The organism is bacterium, from assembly GCA_016702305.1.
Classification (GTDB): Bacteria; Electryoneota; RPQS01; order RPQS01; family RPQS01; genus JABWCQ01.
Genome location: JADJEH010000011.1, coordinates 1 through 20,122 on the forward strand (window position 1 = coordinate 1; position 20,122 = coordinate 20,122).

Consider the following 20,122-nt stretch of genomic DNA (forward strand, 5'->3'; position numbering starts at 1 on the left):
GAGTACGAATGCGTCGCAGAAAAGCTTCTCCTTCTTCCGGAAGCCGGCATAATTGCGGCAATTGCGCCGACCCATTGACTACGCATTCGGCATGTGGTGCGTTTGGATACCAGGCATTCAATCAGATATTTGATTACCGAAACTACAATTTTGGAAGCTTGGTGGAGGCCTCGCAAGATGCAACTCGCAATGAGGTAATGCAAGAATTCACGTTCGATAGCTTCACATTGCTTGGTGACCCCACACTAACTCTTCCATACGGCACAAACACGAATCCGAACTGGGAATCAAATCGTTATCTCCAAGAAGACTACCGAATTCCAAGCGGACACGAGCTAACTATTGGACCGGGAGTAACAGTTCGAATTGCTCCAGGCAAAGCCATAATCATCGAAGACGGGGGAGTGCTTACCGCAGAAGGTACATCGTCAGAACATGTCGTGATTACAAGTACCGGTGACCATTGGCGCGGCATTGTCATCGAGAAGGGTGGTTCTGCACAACTGAATCATACCGTGATTGAACGTGCCAGCAATGGGCTCTTGCTTGTGGGAAATGCCAAAGCCGCGTTGTCTTCATGCAGCGTCCAAGAATGCAAAGTGGGCATTTCGGCAGGATTCTTGGCAAACGTAATTCTCGATGGCAGCTCCGTCTCAGACAATGCGCAAGGCGGCATCGTTCTCTTCTCGGCGTCAGCACAACTTACCGATTGTGAAGTCCTACGAAATGGCACCGGTAACTGGATGTACGGCGGTATTTCGCATTTCTATGACGGAACGGTAAGCCTCTCCTGCACGAAGATCAGTGACAATGTGGGCACCGGCATCTTCATGGACGGAGGCGTACTAAACATGTCAATTCCATGGGGTGGTAACGAAATCACAAACAACGAGTGGCCGCGTGGCCAGATCCACATTGACGAAGCGTGGTTGAATATCGAAGGTGGCAAGAACAAGATCGTGCCGCGAAACGGTACGGATTACTTCATCTATATCAGGCACTGCCAAACGCTTCGCCTAAACGAATTGTGAACGGTAATCACTGGGGATATACGTCTGGCGGACACGATGCAGATGTCACGGGCCGGCTCCAACCAGATGGAAACTTTGATCTAAGCTCCTTCAGCCAATTGACTTCATGGACATTCTGTGGTACGCCAACAACACCCACAGAATCCAATTGCGAGACATACTGGAAGAATGCTGGTGTAGATATGAAAGAACTTGACTTTACTAGCGCCACGATAGATCTTCATTCATTACTTACCAGTTACAGCAATTGTTACCTAGGGAAGGGAGCGGCTGAACAAATCGCAAACACCAAACTGCTTGGTGGAGAGAGCTTTCAAACAGTAAGGTCTTACTTGGACTCAACGGCAGGTGTAAACGGCCAGGACGTCGATGTAAAGCTTGCGAGTGAAGTGGCATCTGCATTGGTTGTCGCCACATCATCAGTGGACAGCATTGCCACGGCGGAAAACGAACTAAATGGCCTGCTGGGATCCGCTACAGGACTTGATTCCTTGCAGGTTGAGGCAACGTTGCGATTCACGAGTTTTCTGAGCAACATTGATGCGAGTCAAATGGAAGACACCAAGCTTTATCTCGACACTCTAACTTCTTCTTTGGATACACTACTCGAAGCCCGTCATGGCGACTTTGTTCTTGCTCCAACAATCGCATTCACGAATCTGCCTCCAATTAGTCGAAGCGACGATACTGCTACATTTGTGCCAGAAATTGAATGTGGCGACGATGTGGATGTATCGTTGGTCTATTTGGACTTTCGGATTCTACCAGATGACGATTGGACTCGGGATACATTGCTGGACATAGGTGGAGGCCAATGGGAGACTGAAGTGATGTTGAATTCGCTTGGCGGTGGCATAGATTACCGAATCGTAGCAGTTGATGATTGTATGCGCGTTGCCACTTGGCCAGGGAACGGTATGTTAGCAAACTTGAACGACACTCTGACTCACTTCGTATCCTTTGAACCTCGCCTCACAGCTCCATTGACCGACACGGCGTACGTCTACGCTCCCGGTGTGATCACGGAGGATATTACGATTGGCGATGGTGGCGTTCTGTACATCTTGCCGGCCCCGGTAGAATTGGATAGCTATGTTGTTTCGATTGATTCCGGTGTAGGAATAACGCTTTCTTCCGATGGCGGGACGATGCCAAAGCTCGTGATTGCGGGGACTGAGTCAACCGTAATTCGACTTGACTGCGCCAGCGAAGGCGACCGATGGAACGGCATCCAGTCTTTCGGTGGCTGGGTCGAAGCGAGATACGCAGAAATGGAGAACGCGTCTGGCCCGCTTGTTACGGAAAAGCAGGAGAACTATCCTATTGTACGATTCCGCGACGTTGAGGTTTCGGGCTTTGGTTCACCTTTGGTATTAACGTATATGAACCCAAGCGATGCAGACAGCAGTTTTATCTTGGACTGTACAATCAGTGACGGTGACAGCGCGGGCATGGTCATTTTGACTGGGGCTCTGGACGTCGAAGATGTCACGGTTGAAGACTGCGACGGTGCCGGCGTTGTCTTGTTTGAACCGGCTGACCAGCTTTTCTCACGCGTTCGGGTCACTGGGAATGGCGGCTACGGTGTGACAACTAACCAAGAGTACTCTGGCAGCGTTAGATTGAGCAATTGCTATGTTGCGTTTAACGGCGACACGCTTCCCGAGATCAAGGTCTATGCGAACAGCACTATTGACGTATCCGACTATGCCGGCAACATCGTCAAAGATTCGACGGGCATGCTGTTCGAGTGCGCGGAAGTCAATGATTTTGACGCAGAGCTTGGATCCAACAGCTTCGTGCTGGCAGACACTACGGGCAAGTACTTCAATGTAACGAGCATGTCAGGACCGGCGTACATTACCGGAAACAGTTTCTATCCGGAGTCCGTGAATGATTCGACATTCATTGATGACTTCATGATGCAGGACTCCCTTTCGAAGTGGGTCTATAGTTACCTGCGCGCCGAAGACCAGATGGACGATGTCATCGAGGATCCAAATGGCTCAATTGACTTCGAACTGAAAGCCTATGTACAAAACTACTTGGGCTCGGTCACCAACGACACGATTACTCAAGTTGGTTTCAAGTACCGGCTATTCCCGGACAGCACTAATTGGACAACGTTCCGCCAGAATACAATCGAGACGGACAGCATTTATGACTGGACCGTGTCAGTCGGGGATCAGGGCGGCCTGATCAGCTACATATGGTGGGCCAAGGACAGGCATGGGCGTTATATAACGAGCCCGGCAGGAGCTGATACTACGACTCCGGATAGCGGAGCCACGCACTTCTTGTCATTTGAAATTGCGGACACTTCTATCGTCGCCGACAGCGTGACCATCTGGGCTCCGACGACGCTCACGCACAACATCAACGTGGGTTGCTTGGGCAGACTTGTCGTGAAACCATGGCCGGGCGCATCGGACCATACGGTCACCATGGCGGAAGGCGTTGCAATAACGGTTATCGGAAGCTGTGGACAGGGTGACAATCGGGCCAAAGCATGGATTTTAGGCACTGAATCGATGCCAATCACATTTGAAGCTGCGGTGGACACTCTGGAATGGCAGCACATCTATCTGAACGACGCCATCCTGACGGCCAGCTACACAACTTTCCGAACCAATCTAGTCGCCTTTGAGCCAGGATTCTTGGGCAATCCGGAGATCAAGCTGGATCATTGCACATTCGAATCTTCCGATGGCTTCTTTGCCACGATGGGAACAGACGTCAGCACGAGTTACCTGCGCAACTGTGTATTCAGGGATCTGGGGATGTCGTGGGACGATGGTTCATTCGTGGTCTATGGCGGTGATATTGAAATCTCAGACTGCTGGTTCTACAACAACGGCGGCAATGGCATCGTGCTCTATGAACCGCTGGAGACTGTGGTCTCCGGCACCAACTCTATTGCCAATGACCTCACCGGCCTATTGAGTTGGGGCGTGACATCATCTGCCTCCATCACTTGCAGCGAGTTCAGCTACAATGGTGGCGATTCGACTTCCGAAGTCCTGATTCTGGATGGCGTCGTTGATTTCAGCAATGATGCTGGCAATGTCTTCGCGGACAAGGCGGGTATTCTTCTGGAAGGCAGCGCCATGGAGAATTTCGAACTGGTGGATGGCGGAAACGGCTTCTACTTATTCGATTCCACGGGACAATACGTCTATACCGGTGATGAAACCGATACACTGGATGTCGGCGGCAATCTGTGGTATCCGTGGACACCAGACACATCGATCTTCCAAGACTACTTTGAGCCGGATACTTCCAGATTCTGGGACTGGGATCAACCCGCCGTAGCATTAGCCAGTTGCGGTGTTGGTCAGGGCTTTAGTATGCCGGGCGGCGGACCAATTGCATTGGTCAGGCCGGACCAGCAGACCTACGGCACTTCGTCTCACGGCGGAGGAAAAGTACCACTCGGTCAGATGACAAAGTCTTGGCCACTTTCAGCAAAGTCGAATCTTGCAAGCAAATCAATGGCATTGGAGAGCAAGTATCAGGATGCGTTGGCCGACCAAAAGGGCGGACGCTATGCCATGGCCAAGGAGAAGTTTGGGCAATTCGTGAATCAGAACCTCAACGATGCGCGAAATGAAGCTGCATTGTCGCGGCTCATGGTGTCAGCACGAAAGTCTGGGCAGGTAAGCGGGCTCGTGGAGTTCTTCGCTGGTGTTGAGACGCGTTCTGAATCACCAAGAGTCAAGCGCGCGGCTAAGTTCCTGAAGCTCGATGCAATGACGTTGGAAGGCCGTCATCAGGAAGCGATGAACGCTTACGACGATATCATCACCCATCCGGAATCACGGCACGATTCTTTGACTGCGGCAATCGAGGCAACGCATCTTCTGTTTGCTAAGAAGGACACGAAACTTTCCACCAGTCATCCGGAAAACCAGTCGTCCAGTGCACTGGAAATGTACCGCCGAATCTTGCGGTTGATTGCCCAGCACCAACGATCCAAGAATGCAGCGATTGACGGCGTAGAAGATATTGCAATTCCGGTGTCCTACGCACTTTACCAGAACTACCCGAACCCCTTCAACCCCAACACCGAGATTCGTTTCGATCTGCCGGAAGCGATTCACGCTGAACTAAAGGTATTCAACATTCTTGGTCAGGAAGTCGTAACGCTTGTAGATGATGTCCGTGCAGCAGGTGCGTACCGCGTCCTCTGGGACGGCAAGAATGCTGCCGGACTGACCGTGGCATCCGGTGTTTACATCTACCAAATCAAAACACCGAACTTCACGGATGCCAAGAAGATGATGCTGATCAGGTAGTCGGTAAGACACGGGCAAGGAGCCTCGTGCAGGCGGGGCTCCTTGTTCACATCTGAAATAGATGCAATTTGTCCATTTACATAGTTCACCTCTCGAAAAAAAGTATGGGTAATTCGGGCAAAGTGAGGATTAAATTGAACCGTTTAAAAAACGTGCAAATAAGCGGCGATGATGCTTTATTGCAACGCATTGACAATTTGAGAAACGGAGTGTAGCTTGAAACACACACGACACCTCAACCTACCGGACGGGAGCAGATGGACAGGTTGAATTGCATTGAAACAATATCGCGATATCTTCCCCGGACTTCAGGCAATCCTGAAGCGGGTAGGGTTCGCGGTTTTGTTTTTGGGCGGAATCGTCTTAGCTGGCCCAATCACCGTGAACGCACCAAGTAACACATACTTCATCGCCAACGAAGGCCAATGGGAAGGGGACTTTTCCTTCAAATGCGAAGTCGGCAGCGCAGTGTACTATGTGACGCCGAAAGGGCTGACTGTGGACTTTCGGGAGTTCAAGCGTTACCCAAGGCCCCGTGATCCGGGTAATCCGATGGACATGATGGACAGGCATGAGGACCGCGACTCGTTGACGGTGCGGGGGCATGTGGTGCAGATTCACTACAACGGGGCTAACAAGAACCTAACAAGCATGGGCGAGGGTAAGCTGGCGCACTACTCCAACTACTTCCTTGGCCGCGACAGCACAAAATGGCGCAGCCGAGTTAGTCACTACCAAACCATCCTCGTCCCCGAAGTCTGGCCGGGGATTGACGTAGAATACCGCGCCGACCACCAAGGCGTAGAAACCGTCTATTACGTCAAACCCGGTGCTGATCCAGCGCAAATTCAAATGGAGTACTTGGGATTGGACGCGCCCCTCAGAATTGATGCGCAAGGAAACTTGGTGCTAACAACATCGCTGGGCGAAATGAAAGAGCAAGCACCGTTTGCGTTTCAACAGGTGTCGCGGATGCAGGAGCGCGTCGAATCGAGCTATCGTGTTGTGGATGACAATCGCGTTGGGTTCGAACTTGACGGATATAATTCGACGATGGAACTGGTCGTGGATCCGCTGCTGTATGGGACGTACTTGGGAGGAGGCGCAGAAGACGAGTGTCATGTGGTTTGTCCAGCTCCCGACGGCGGAGTGTATGTCGCTGGCTCTACTGATGCCATGTCGGGCTTTCCAACGACACCGGGCGCCTACGATGAGACGGGCCTGTTTCCGGGACATCGTCACTTCTGCTGTCATTTTGGGCCAGACGGGGAATTCATTGCGTCAACACTTCTCGGCGAAATACAAACCAGCGAAGATCCGCATTCCAATGCAGGCTTTGTGGATATGGTCTATGATTCGGCAAGGGGCGGTTTGTGGATGGTTGGCGGTGCGTATGATGACGGTTGGCCGCTGACGCCGGATGCATATGACACGGTGATTGATGAGTTCGGTGACGGAATAATGGTAAGACTTTCGTCCGATCTTACGGACTTGAGCTATTGTTCCTATCTTGGAGGGAACGGCAACGACGGGATATCCGCGCTCGAAATAGGAACAGACGGAATTCTGTATGCTGCAGGTAAAACCTATTCGACAGATTTCCCAACCACGCCGGATGCGTTTTCTTCGGTGCGTCAGGAAAGCGATTGCTTTATCTGGATGTATGACATAGACGCGCACGAAGTCGAGTTTTCCACTTACTTCGGCGGCAGCGATCAGGAGTATTGGACCGATGGATTTCAATTTGATAACAGTGGAACTCTTTGGCTGCTTGCACGCACGCAAAGCGTCGATCTTCCAGTGACAGATAATGCCTTTCAGTCTGTGTGCGGCGACAGCAGCGGATGGGGCGACATGATGTTGGCAGGATTCACTTTCGCACCACCAACCATTGAATACTGCAGCTACCTCGGCGGCGTGGATACGGATATGCCCAATGCACTTGCCGTCAAAGACTCCGTGCTTTACGTAGCCGGTTGGACTTACTCGATCAACTTTCCAGTTTCGACCGACGCTTACGATACTTCCGGTCCTAACGGGCTGACGACCAAGGCTTTCATTTCTGCAATTATTCCTGAGCACAACATTTTCATCGGCACATTTTTCGGCGGGACCAGATATGAACAATTTGCTCTGAATACGAACTGGGTGCATGATTCAACAGTCACCTTAGTTGGAACCACGGACAGCGATGATTTGCCTGTCACAAACGATTGTTACCAGGCAGGATTGAGGGGAAGCTCTGATGGTTTTGTTGTCAAGTTTGACCTTGGACTTACCGAGCTTCTCTACTGTTCCTATGTCGGAGGCGGGCACTATGAAATGTATCGCGCAGTCAGCGTTTCAAACCCAGACTGCCTTTGGATGGTGGGCAAAACACTCTCCGTAGATTTTCCGACGACACCTAATGCCATCCAACCTGGCGACAATGGGTTGTCGAGCGGTTTTGTACAACATTTCGCAATTGACACCACAGCGGATACGACCAGTGCTGCGGGTCATAGGCCCATTCCATCAGATATTGCGATGAGGTCATACCCGAATCCGTTTAATCCGACAACAACGCTAACGTTCACTCTTCCGCGCAGCACAGATGTTGAAATTAGAGTTCGGAACGTACTTGGACAAGAAATCGAGAGGATTGATCTTGGCCATTTAAGCGCAGGGCAGCACCGACAGCGGGTAGGAACAACGGCATGGGCAACAGGACTGTATTTCGCAACACTTTCAGCAGGTTCTGGTTACAAAACTACAAAACTGTTATTGCTTCGGTAGCCAATCTTCATTGGGAGAAAATCATGAAACAAGTCTTTGTATTTCGCTGGGCGGCGTTGGTAGTGTCGTTCGGTATTATCAGGGCAATCGCTGGCTGGGAACAGGTTGTTCCGGCGATTCAGTACATTAGGTCGGATGGGCCAGGTTCGCTTCACCATTTTTCAGATAGCATTGCAATCTGTTATGTTGGCGACTCCCTTGAATGGCCCGCGCAGGAGCTTGCCGACCGGTTGTCTCGAACGGCGGTTATTGGAGTGCCGAAGCGGATAAATTCCATCATGGACCTCACACACGTTCGCATTGAATTGCCCGGAATGGACCAAATACTCCTAACATGTGTCCCATCAATGGTTGATTCAGTTAACTGGGTTGCCGATGCCTATTATGGGGTGCAGACTCATCGGCTTTTAGAACAGGATGAAGCGTATGGCGTTTGGGTAAGAGAGCCGGAATTGGCAGCGCCGGAGGAACGATTTGAGAAATTCGTATCCTTCATCATTGCGAACCGCACAAGAGGCATTCTATTTGGCATCGAGTCGTTCGATCAAGCGTTGCCGCCACCGCCTATTCCTGAATTTACAAAGCACGCGCAGTCCGCAAGCATCATGGATTTCCCTACCTTTCCTCGCCGGATCATTGGCGAACCCTTTGACCTGAACTCGACTTCGCCTTGGCCGACGTCAACGGCCCACGCCGATGCAATTCTTGAGGGCGCGCGCGACCTGCTGTTGCAGAACAAAGGAAACGGATTTGTCCAATTCGGCAAGAGTCCAGGTGCAAGCACTATCTTTCAGCGTTTAGCAATTGGCGATACGTTCTCGGAGCACCCGGACACATGGGAAGATCTGGGTATGGACTGGTATCAAGGCACGGGCTCATGGGGTGGTTCTACTGAAGCACAGAAGAAGCGTGCTAATGCCTCCGCATATATATACAAAGAGGTACATTTTAGGGGAATCAATGCTGCGGGAACGAATATTGGGATCTTCCCCGATTCAACAGAATATCCGCAGACAAATTTCGGTTTTGAGTCATTCACACAATTTGAGAGGTGGAACCCAGCTGGTCTCTGGACAATTAATGACGAAGGCGGGAATTTCTTTGCCCGTAGCCCCAACATGGGCAATAACGCCACGTCGAGTATTTCTCGTTACATGCAGCTGCAGGACACAGTCGGGCTGCCGATGCGCCAACTTGTGTTAGAGTTCCGCGTGCGATTGAACAGTGGCGATTCAGCCGAAGTGTGGATAGAATCCCAAATGCCCGCCGACAGCAACGGACTGCCCAACGACACCGTGGGACTCGAGGATTTCCGAATCTTCGACGTAAAACACCACTCGAAACCTCTGCGATTCAAACGCAAGGTTACTTCAAATGCATGGGAAACGCTAAGTGTCGTCTTCTACAGCTATGGCTTGAAATATGACTACATGACATTCTTGTTCAAGAATATCGGCGCTGAGAATGCGCGCGTCGACTTTGACGGGATGCGGCTCTACGAATCTGATAACTACTTTCTTCTACGTGTTGGACGCAGGAAATGGGAGGCTGGACCCCAACTTTGCAAAAATAGTACTGGATCGCCTGGATTCTAACGGATGGACGCAACTCTGCGATCTAAATGAGAATGGACTTCGCCTTGAGGAATTGCAGGTTGCCAATTGTGATGCCAGGGCAGTATGGTATCATCCTCGCCTCCGTTTGTGGTCATCGATGATTGATAACGAGTGTGGCCTGACACTTGAAGACCTTGATAGTTCCTCTAACTTCAGAGGTAGATTCTATTATCATGCGGCATGTCCATTGGCATTGCCGGCATTCTTTGAGACGCTTAATCCACTTCAAGTCTTCTATCTTAGTAGCGGGCAGACCGATACCTGTGACAGGGTAAGGATAGGGTACCGCGATGTAATCCACGATGCGGGTGAATATGCAGGGAGTATCGCGAACAACATGAGAGCCGTTAACGATCTGTGGAATTCAGTAGGGCCAGGTACTCCGTTCCAAGGGTCGTTCAATCGATACAACGAGTGTCGATTCCTTGGGTGGTCTCTTATGGACTCGCTCTTGTGCAGCCCAAACGACTGGAACATAGGGGACATGTACGCAGACTTCAACGCTCACGTCAATGACCGGATAAACGATAGGCTGAACTCAACTATTCCTCTTTTGCTCTTCGCGGATATGTTCAACCCCTACCACAACGGGCAGTTAATTTCTCGTGTAAATAATCCGTTTGCTCCCTTGGGCGGTTACGACATGTCTGCGACAAACTTCTCCGAGTTTTCGAAAGAGCAGCCTCTTGTGTTCGTAGATTGGTGGTCAAAAGAAGTGCAGACTGACAATCAGGCGACTGGCATTGTGGACGCCTTTGCCGACGTACTGGGAAATAGCAATAACTGGGAGGCGATGTTTACCTTCTTGCCTGAAGCGCGCGTGGATGACGAAGAATTTCAGGACCGCTTCCCACTCTATCGAGGCATCGCCCATGCTTGTTCCCTCCTTCGCGAGGACACCATTAGGTTTACTGGCGGCGGCCTGCTATATGACGTAGGTACAATGTCCCCGGACTGGGCCGAATTTCGAGCTCGCGAGGAGTTCCTTCAACTCTGGTGGAAGAACGACCCGATTTCTACACCAACGGTAGCATTTGATCGCTATGTTCTTGCTAACGATTCCGTGGCCAATGCAACGTTCCGTTCATATCCGGTCCCTTACCCTGAGGATCACACGGTTGAGGTTGATAGTGTGGTGCTACAGTACCGCTTCGACGGAACGACATCATGGCAGACTTCAAAGAAAGGTTCTCAATCAGACAGCACGTACGATTTCAGTTTGAGTCTGCCGGATACTGGCGGCTACGTGGAGTATCGCGTGTGGTCGTTTGATGATTTGGGACGCTATGGTTCTTATCCGCCATACGGTACCAAATGGACAGATGCAGAAGCCGGTGAACGCAACTGCTTCACCTTCGAGCGTCGCAAGGACGATGCAATCGTCAAGCCGGACACATTCTGGCTGCCGGGGGTGATTACGAAGGAACACCAGGTTGCTCCGAATGGTAAGCTGGTGTTTCAACCGCTGCCGGGGTACAAGCATGCGACGCTTTACGTCGGCGACGATGCCAAAGTCACGACAACGTGGACGGGCTCCGGGAATCAAGCGCCGCAGATTGTTTTCAACGGCACCGACACAAGTTACATTCATGTGAAGCCGTTGTGCGACACCTGTAAGTGGAAGGGTATCTTTGACAGCGTCGGTGTGGTCGTGAAGAACTACGTGACTTTCCACGAGGGCACGGGCGAAGCGCTGGTGCTCAAGAACGCTACAGGAGACTCCAAAGCGCAGTTCAACGAGGCCGCATTTGAAGACTCGGTTCTCGTAAAAGGCCCCACGGAAATTACCGGCACGGCGACGTTCAACAAGCTGATTGTCGAAAATGGCGCGACATTGACGATACTGCCGGGCAGCGCACTGTCGTTCTTGGAAAGCGGCCAACTGATTGTCAAGAAGGGCGGCAAGCTGAAGGCCTTCGGCAATGATTCAACGGGAATCGTGTTCAAAGCGGTGGTGGATAGTCTTCCGTGGGAAGGCATTCACTGTGAAGCCGACAGCCAGATGGCAGCCTGTTCACTGAAGTATGTGAGCATTTCGGGCGCGGTCGCAGGTCTGCTTCTGGACCGGTCGCGTGGATACGCGGAGCATTGCGTCTTTCACGACAACCTCTACGGTGCGCTGGTCAACAACGGCGCGTGGTTTGAAGCGGTGGGCTGTTCTGTAACGACCAATGAGGTCGGCATCGCGGCGACGAACCTCTCGACAGTTGAACTGCTTAACGTCGTCGCAAACTACAATACAGGCCCCGGCCTCAAAGGCCTATCCCGAGCAAGTTTCTATTTGGAAGATTGCTTCGTGAATGATAACGGCGGCGACGGCGTGGCAGGTGGAATCGGACTTTACACAGGCTCCAACCTGTTCATGGAATGCACCGAAGTGGCGTCCAATATCGGCTCGGGCATCACGGCCTATGGTGGTACGATAATGTTGACCTCGGTCAAGACAGTCGGCGACACTCTGTGGCAGTGGCAGGGAAACAGGATCGAGCACAATGCGACAATTCCCTATGAAGGCCAGATTACGTTACGAGACCGCACTGCCCTAGCACTTTGGAACGGCAACAATTGCATTTGGGATACGACAGGTGACGGAAGACTGGTACACTGGGAAGATCAGGTTGGATCTGACCGTTGGGCGGACGTGTATTGGGGTAGTACGGACACTGCTGCAATCAAGAGCAAGTTGCCATCCAATGTCACTTTGGTCCGGATTGACTCCTCTCGCACATTGTGCCCAACATTCACAGCGGACAACTCGGTTCACGATTCGCTTGTCCAAATATTCCTGCTTCCGCACAACGCCGAGCTTTCTGGTCAATACACCCGTGCTGATTCGGGTTACAAGGCCATGATTCGCAATTCGCAGAGTTCAGATTACGCTCTGTCCGCCGTGGATCGACTCCTGTCGGTAAATCTTGCACAGAACAAAGCATTCGGGCCGGTGAGGGATACACTGGCCACGCTGTACAATAACGTGTCCAGCTTATCATTGAAGCGGTGGATCAAAGAAGGCCAGGCTTGGTGCTGGGCCGAACTGGACGATTCCACCAATGCAGCGAAGATTCTGGATTCGCTGGCTCAAAACACACCGACGCGCTTTGATCGTGTCGCGGCGCGTGCCCAGAAACAGATGCTGAGTGTACGTCTGCTGCGTGTGCAGTCAGCCGAGTATAAGGCCTCGGACTGCATTGCCTACTTGGATTCTGCCCAGAAGGCGCTTGAAGTAATGAAGGGTGGACGCAGACCAGCATTACCGATAGCGTGGTGATGTATGCACCCGCAACAGTGGAAGGTGAAATCACCGTCGCACAGCCCAATGGCCGCCTCACCATCTTGCCGCATCCCGGCGCAGAGGACCCAACGATTCGCTTCCGGGGTGCAGGTTCGATACTTGTGCAGGGTTGGGATCTGAACTATCCTCCAGCTAAGATGTACATCCAAGGTGAACCTGAGAATCGAGTAAGGCTGGAGTGGGACTCGACGACGGTCTGGGTGAATATTGAGTCTCGACGCGCCAACATTTACATGAACAATGCTGACTTAATCGGCAAAGGTTGGGTAAATTGGAACGTCGAAATCATATCCGGTGGACGAAGTCCTGTGTTCTACGCGGATTCCTGCACCTTTGTGGGTTTCGAGGATGGTCTGTGGATCCACGGGCTGATTGATTCCTGCACGGTCTCGAACTGCAGGTTCGAATCCATGGGCGGGAATGCTGACAATTACTCCGGCCAGGGATCGGGGATGACGGTCGTCTATAGCGACGGCGTTACCATTGAGAATTGCCAATTCGAAGACAATGATACAACGCTTGGGCACCCTTAGACCCGGCGGATAGCGGTTTCTTTGCCAAGCTCTATCCCTCTAACCCTGCAAAATGGACGGTTGATTCGTCACTGGCACAGTTCATCGAATGCGGCGGCGGAAGTGGCAGTTCGACAGGCCCGCAAGATTTGATTGTTATCGCTGAAGATGGCATTGACGGCACATTCTCGACGGAAGCATCAACAAAAAGTGAATCGGTACTGCCTCTTGACAAGAGTGCCAGCCTGACCAAGCGCACTACTTCAAAAGCTTCCACACTGGCGCAGCATCACTCCGAACTCATCCAATGGCGAGAGTTTCGCGATCTGGCCCGAGCCTCTGGGTCAGAGTCAGCTGCAATCGAGATGGGCAAACGGTTCATCGAAGAGAATGCCTCATCGCCGTTGATTCCAGCGACGGTCGTCCAGCTTGTTGGCTTGGCAAAGCAAGACAAGGGCAAGCATGCCGTGTCAGCGTTCTTAGCGCAGCGCGCAATTGAAACTAAAGACAAAAGCCTTCAAGCCTTGATGCAAAGGAAATCCTGTGTTGCCCTGGCATACGAAGGAAATGTCACGGCAGCATTGCGCGGGCTGGAGGACCTGATTGAGAGTTCGCCAACAACACGTGACTCGCTCTGTGCTTTGGCCGACGCGACCGGACTCTATCGGGCAAGCAGAAGCACGCATGACCTAAGCCAGAAGTATTCGTTTGTGCGGACAGAATCGATCCGCGAGTTCAAGAACAGGATGCGCGAGTTAGCCCGATTCCTCGACAACCCGACGGTCTCATCAGAACCTGAATCGTCTCCGATTCCGACGTCCTACGCGTTGTATCAAAACTACCCCAACGCGTGCGACCGCAACACCGAGATGCGCTTTTAGCTACCTGAAGCAATGCATGCGGAATTGAGGGTGTTCAACATCCTCGGTCAGGCAGTGGTAACGCTTGTTGATGATGTCCGTGCCGCAGGTGCGTACCGCGTCCTCTGGGACGGCAAGAATGCTGCCGGACTGACCGTGGCATCCGGTGTCTACATCTACCAAATCAAAACACCAAACTTCACGGACGCTAAGAAGATGATGCTGATAAGGTAAATCGCTTGGACGCACTACTGCGTAAAATAGACCGCCATGGGAGGGTTGCCTGGTTCATAACGGTCCAGGTGCCTCCCATGGGCTGGGGCGTCGTGCGACAACATGCAACTGGACCAATACACCTTATGCGCAATGATTTCGTGCCATTGAGAAACAAGTTTAGAATGAACGATCATTCTGCAGGCCAACCGTCAGGGAGTGACATGAACAGGTTGAACAGCACAGCAACAACGCGAATCTTGCCCGGACTTCAGGCCATCCTGATACGGGTGGGGTTCGCCGGTCTTGTTCTTAGTGCAAACCGTAGCATTTGGACAATGGACGGAACCAGTGCTGATGCGGCCGCCAATCAATGTTGATCCGCCAGGAAGTTATTACTATTCAACAATTTCGGCAGATGGTCAAGTCCTTTGCATGACGATTTACCAAGGCACCTAACGATGATGATGTTTACATTTCCGGAGCGGATTGACGATTCGACATGGACAACTCCGGTCAATGCCGGGCCAAACGTGAATAATGAGGGCCGGAATCTTAGCCCTTCGATCACGTCCGACCGCCAACGCCTCTACTTTGTCTCCTACCATGAAGGTTCCTACGACATATTTGTGTCACATCGAACCGGACCGGACTGGGATGACTGGTCCCCGAAAGAACAGCTACCCTGAGCCAATCAATCGCGGGCGTGAATTCACGGGGCAGATATCCTTTGATGATTCAACCCTTGTCTTTACTTCAACAGGACAGCCCGGCATGCATGAAGGCGGAGACGCGGCCTTCACGAGCCGCTTACAGCCGGATGGCTCATGGTCAGAACCCGAAGAAATCGCGTTTCACCTATACTATCCTGACGGATTTTCGTCTCCATGTCTGACTTCCAACGGCGATTTGTTCGTCTATAGCCAGTGGTGGGGAAATAACCTTGAAGTACTCTACTCTGTTCGAACTGACTCAGGTTTTGGCCCCGCAATTCGCTGTGACTCGACGATCAACACGCAATGGTGGGATTCTGGCCCAAGCTCCCCGGCGGACGGGTCAGAGCTGTATTTTGAAAGTCGACGTGACCCGCCAAATGGAGCTGCGAGACTCTACCGAGCCAGGCGGCTGTGGTCGGGAGCGCAAGAAGGAACAATTCGGGGGAGACATTTACCATCTATGCAGATTTCGCCGACATTTGGCAGTTTTGGAACGTTATTCGAAATCACACTTCCCACCGACTTGGCAGGGAGCACACTTCACATTCACAACGTATTGGGCCAGGAACTCGATCACCACTGCATCAAGCGCAAGACAAGTCATTTATCTCTGGAAGGGAGATTCAAATGGAAACAAAACAATATTTTCAAGCGGCATTTACTTCATTTATGCTCACAACGAGTTGGAATCGACTGTTGGCAAACTTCTGTTGCTTCGTTAGCTTGAATGTTACTTTGTAGCTTTTCTTGGATTGACGTTGCATATCGGTTCGGTTGATGCACGGGGAGAAGTCGTGTGCGGCACGCCAGACAATGCAGGCGCGCTACTTGAAGAACGCACGCTTCCGACGCGCGGGACTGTAAAGGCATGCATGGTCTGGGCAGGAGTCTGGGACAGCGTTAACAATATCGGGCTGCATCCCGGGCAGGATTCTATCTACGCAACGCCATACGCAGAAGCTCCTGCATGGTACTCGAGTTCCTCGACCCCAGTTGGCAATATAGCCTTGTGAACTGGGTAGAAACAGTGTCACACGGCCAGCTTGTTCTCGATGCGGACTCCAGGTGACGTGCATGTTCGAAATCGTGCGACGCGTGAAAGGTATAATTACTACGCTGATCCCGGAAGATTGGGGACCATCGGTGCAGCGCACTTGCTGGGGATTTCTATGCCACCATATTACTTGCGGAAATTGACAACGACATTGATTTCTCGCAGTATGATGCAAATGAGGATGGTGGTGTGGATCTTTTATGATCATGATGGACTTCCCGTTTGACGCTGGTCGTGCACACAACGGATGGTTCATCGTGACTCCTGATACTATAATTGATAGTCTGATCCATGACACCACTATTGTTAATCGCTACGAATATCCCGACTATGTAACGAATGACACCACTGCGCTAGGTAGCCCGATTTCCATGGTCGCCCCCATTTTCTGTACCAGTTGCAGGATTACATCGGTTACTTCCGTCGTAGCGTAGCGGAGACGGAAGTAATTGTTTTTTCGTTTCCGGGGCGGGCGGCTTGTAGCCCAGGGAGCTATGCGGCCTGACCGTGTTGTAATGCACCCGCCACTGTTCGATCAGGATCTGCGCCTGCTTCAGCGTGTCGAATATCTCGCCTTTCAAGAACTCTTTCAGCCTGCAGTTGAAGCTCTCCACATAGCCGTTCTCCCACGGACTGCCCGGTGTGATGAACAGCGTCTCCACTTCCAACCTCGCCAGCCAGCCCCGTACCATCTGCGCCGTAAACTCGGGTCCGTTGTCACTGCGGATATGATCCGGTGTGCCCCGGAACAAGAACAGCTCTTCCAACTGTGCCAGCACGTCATCCGCTGTGATCCGTCGTGCGACGAACAGCGCCAGACACTCCCGCGTGTACTCATCCAGCACGGACAACACTCTAAACGCTCTGCCGTTCGCCGTCTGCCACGTCACGAAGTCGTAGCTCCATACGTGGTTCGGATACGCCGGACGCAGACGGATGCACGATCCGTCATTCAACCATAACCGTTTGCGCTTCGGCTGCTTGCGCGGCAGCTTCAGTCCCGCCTGACGCCAGATGCGTTCAACCCGTTTGTGATTGACGCGCCAACCCGTCAAGCGGATCAACCCTGTGATGATGCGATAGCCGTACGTGCCGTACTGACACGCCAACGCAATCACCAGTGACGTCAACTCGTTCTCGTCGGAACGCCGCGCCGGAACATAGCGCTGACTGCTTCTGCATTGATCCAACACCCGACACACCCGCCGCTCCGACACTCTGTCTTCGCCCAGCGAATGGCGAACCGCCAGAACCGTTCTGCGACGATCCGCTGGGCTTAAGATTTTCCCCGCACCGCTTCAGATAAAATCTGCTTGTCCAACGTCAAGTCCGCGATCACACGCTTCAAACGGCTGTTCTCGACTTCCAACTCCTTCAGCCGCTTCGCCTGATCCATTTTCAACCCCCCGTACTCCCGACGCCAGTGATAATACGTGTTCTCCTGAACCCCCAGCTTCCGGCACACTTCCCGAACCGTCATCCCCTTCCCAATCTCTACTTCCGCTTCCCGAAGCATCGGAATGATCTGCTCCGGCCTGTACTTAGCTCGTGCCATACCAGCCTCCTTCACCCATAATATACCACCATTCTCTAACTTTCAAAGTGGTACAGTTTCCCGGGGCTAGATCAGGGGAGTACGCGAAACGAAACAACTACAAGACAAACCTTCTTGACTCGGGTCTTGAAAGACAATGGGAAAGTGGGTGAACAGGGTGTAGATGGAAAATCTGCATTTGATGATTACAATGTCTATCCTGAAACATAAAGCACCGCAGACACTTGTACTGGCAACGGGTGACGGCAAGAATTCGGACTTTGGCACAAGTTTTCCCGAACTCATAGAGGTAGCATTGAAAGCTGGATGGACAGCAGAATTGTGGTCATGGGACGCTGGGCGCAATCGAAAGTATGCAGCACTAGAACAGCGTAGCGGAGGTCGATTCTCGGTATATTCGCTCGATCCATACTATTACTCGGTTACTTATCTACAAGCAGGCGTTTGCTTTGACAAAGATGCCGCGGGAAATCCAATTAACCCAGTCACTGTGGCCGCACGATATGTGCAGCCCCTTCCGTAAGGGCAAGAAAAGGAAATAGGTCGCAAGTTATGGACGATTCTTTGAAAGTTACAGAGGAAGAGTATTTGTCACACACTCTTTCGATCCGCACTCCACCTCAAGGTAGCTGGGATGTTCACGTCAACATGACCATCATGACCGATGTGCTCTTGAAGAAGATTGGTTACAGAGAAGACTCTGGCTTAGGCCAGCTCATTCACAATCTGCGTTGGCACCAAGGCCTTGACCCATTGCTATGGATTCATGAGAATGCTGAACTCGCGAGTAAAATTTCTAAAACCTACTTGAGCGTGCCACCGGGCTACGCCAAACTTATTCGCGAGTCTATCGAGATATTGAAGGATAGATAGAAAACAATCCATGCCCATAAATCCCTTAGTCTTTGCAAACCAAGTAGCCGACCAGTTCCGACGGTACCTGTTGACAGCGTTCCCAATGTCTGATCCCGATTTAGCGGAGCAGGCACGGCGTATCTTGGCATCACCTACGCCGCTGGATATGCCGTTGGTCAAGGGGCCGTACATTACGTTGTCCGAGGCTTCCTGCCAAAGGTGACTCCGATCAAGGCACTCGCGGACAAGGATTCTGCATCCGGTTATGCCGGGCCTAATCGGTTACCCGAACATGTACCGCCACCAACAAATGGTGTTTGAAGCGGTCAAGACAGGCAAGCACGTGTTGGTTTCTACAGGCACAGGTTCAGGTAAGACCGAGGCTTTTCTCTATCCGATCATTGATGACTTATTGCGTCAACGAGACCAAGGGAATGTCGAAGGACTTGCCGCAACGCTAATCTATCCGATGAACGCGCTTGCGAATGACCAGCTTGAGCGCCTACGGGTGATCCTTGCAGGAACCGGTATCACGTTCGGGCAATGGATTGGCAGCACACCCAAGACAGGTCACAGTAATTTGGTTGACCGTTTCGACGGTAGCGACCGTACCGCATTCTTAGCGGAGCGTGAACGACGACTCGAGGAGGCAAGAAGGCGTGACCGAGCGGCACGGGCATTTGCACCCCAAGAAGAGTGCCTGTCTGAAGAAGAAATCCGCGAGCGCAAGCCTCGGATTCTAATCACAAACTACAGACAGTTGGAAATTCTGGCAACACGCTTGCCTGATATCTTGCTGTTTGCGAGCGCGCCGTTAAAGTACCTTGTATTTGACGAGGCCCATACATACGATGGCGCCGCTGGCGCGGAAGTCGCGTGTTTGATCAGACGAATTCGAGGATTGGCCCGAAAGTCACCTGAAGAGGTTATCTGCATTGGCACATCGGCGACTTTGACCGATCCGCAGAAAGCAGATGATGACGGAGCTGCCAAACGCTTTGCGTCACGCTTCTTCGGCGTTGATGAAGCCAACGTTAGCTTGGTAGGCGAGGCATACGTCCAACGGGAATGGCCGCAAGAAAGATATCGGCCGGAACCTCCGCAAGGCAACGGCATGGAAAGAGTGAATCGGCTCATGACTGCACTCGGTGAGGAAGCTGACATTGCCGTCATCAAGTCCGAAGTGGAATGGCTGACAGGCAAAACGTTTGAACCGGGCAAAGATTGGAGAACCTCGCTCTTTGACCACCTCATTGGGAATGATTACGTCTATTGCGCCGAGAACGCTCCAAGGCTCCGCAAGAACTTGTGGAAGGCGCGTGGATTGTCTCAAATCAGCTGAAACCCA

The 20,122-nt window shown here is 51.9% G+C and carries 12 protein-coding genes and 1 pseudogene; 12 read left to right on the top strand and 1 reads right to left on the bottom strand.

Annotation, left to right across the window (positions count from 1 at the left end):
* Positions 1 to 197: 197 nt before the first annotated feature.
* The 9 genes from IPH10_10365 to IPH10_10405 all read left to right on the top strand — a co-directional run bounded on the left by IPH10_10365 (position 198) and on the right by IPH10_10405 (position 15,283).
* Complete coding sequence (locus IPH10_10365; GenBank protein ID MBK6911313.1) at positions 198 to 1,031, top strand: right-handed parallel beta-helix repeat-containing protein; 834 nt, start codon at positions 198 to 200, stop codon at positions 1,029 to 1,031.
* A complete protein-coding gene (locus IPH10_10370) occupies positions 1,028 to 5,326 on the top strand; it encodes a T9SS type A sorting domain-containing protein (GenBank protein MBK6911314.1) in 4,299 nt (1,432 codons plus the stop codon). Before IPH10_10365 ends, IPH10_10370 begins: the two co-directional genes overlap by 4 nt.
* A 276-nt stretch (positions 5,327 to 5,602) precedes the next feature.
* Positions 5,603 to 8,101 carry a T9SS type A sorting domain-containing protein gene (locus tag IPH10_10375; protein ID MBK6911315.1) on the top strand — a complete coding sequence of 833 codons (2,499 nt, stop codon included), beginning with the start codon at positions 5,603 to 5,605 and terminating at the stop codon, positions 8,099 to 8,101.
* A 23-nt stretch (positions 8,102 to 8,124) separates the two neighbouring features.
* Positions 8,125 to 9,696 carry a hypothetical protein gene (locus tag IPH10_10380; GenBank protein MBK6911316.1) on the top strand — a complete coding sequence of 524 codons (1,572 nt, stop codon included), beginning with the start codon at positions 8,125 to 8,127 and terminating at the stop codon, positions 9,694 to 9,696.
* A gap of 664 nt (positions 9,697 to 10,360) precedes the next feature.
* Positions 10,361 to 12,985: a right-handed parallel beta-helix repeat-containing protein gene (locus tag IPH10_10385; protein MBK6911317.1), complete on the top strand. Its 2,625-nt coding sequence runs from the start codon at positions 10,361 to 10,363 to the stop codon at positions 12,983 to 12,985.
* Positions 12,985 to 13,542: a hypothetical protein gene (locus IPH10_10390; protein MBK6911318.1), complete on the top strand. Its 558-nt coding sequence runs from the start codon at positions 12,985 to 12,987 to the stop codon at positions 13,540 to 13,542. The genes IPH10_10385 and IPH10_10390 overlap by 1 nt, the downstream gene beginning before the upstream one ends.
* A gap of 128 nt (positions 13,543 to 13,670) precedes the next feature.
* Positions 13,671 to 14,402, top strand: coding sequence for a hypothetical protein (locus tag IPH10_10395; GenBank protein ID MBK6911319.1), 732 nt, complete (start codon positions 13,671 to 13,673; stop codon positions 14,400 to 14,402).
* Between the two features lie 30 nt (positions 14,403 to 14,432).
* A complete protein-coding gene (locus IPH10_10400; GenBank protein MBK6911320.1) occupies positions 14,433 to 14,615 on the top strand; it encodes a T9SS type A sorting domain-containing protein in 183 nt (60 codons plus the stop codon).
* Positions 14,616 to 15,055: 440 nt separating this feature from the next.
* Positions 15,056 to 15,283 carry a PD40 domain-containing protein gene (locus IPH10_10405; GenBank protein MBK6911321.1) on the top strand — a complete coding sequence of 76 codons (228 nt, stop codon included), beginning with the start codon at positions 15,056 to 15,058 and terminating at the stop codon, positions 15,281 to 15,283.
* 1,542 nt (positions 15,284 to 16,825) lie between these two features.
* On the opposite strand, the pseudogene IPH10_10410 reads toward IPH10_10405, so the two are convergent.
* Positions 16,826 to 17,919: pseudogene (locus tag IPH10_10410) on the bottom strand (IS3 family transposase).
* Between the two features lie 163 nt (positions 17,920 to 18,082).
* Here IPH10_10410 and IPH10_10415 point away from each other — a divergent pair.
* The 3 genes from IPH10_10415 to IPH10_10425 all read left to right on the top strand — a co-directional run bounded on the left by IPH10_10415 (position 18,083) and on the right by IPH10_10425 (position 20,116).
* On the top strand, positions 18,083 to 18,442 hold the full coding sequence (locus IPH10_10415) for a hypothetical protein (GenBank protein ID MBK6911322.1): 360 nt from the start codon (positions 18,083 to 18,085) through the stop codon (positions 18,440 to 18,442).
* A 29-nt stretch (positions 18,443 to 18,471) separates the two neighbouring features.
* Positions 18,472 to 18,792, top strand: a complete 321-nt coding sequence (locus IPH10_10420) for a hypothetical protein (GenBank protein MBK6911323.1) — start codon at positions 18,472 to 18,474, stop codon at positions 18,790 to 18,792.
* 247 nt (positions 18,793 to 19,039) lie between these two features.
* Positions 19,040 to 20,116 carry a DEAD/DEAH box helicase gene (locus IPH10_10425; protein ID MBK6911324.1) on the top strand — a complete coding sequence of 359 codons (1,077 nt, stop codon included), beginning with the start codon at positions 19,040 to 19,042 and terminating at the stop codon, positions 20,114 to 20,116.
* Positions 20,117 to 20,122 lie beyond the last annotated feature (6 nt).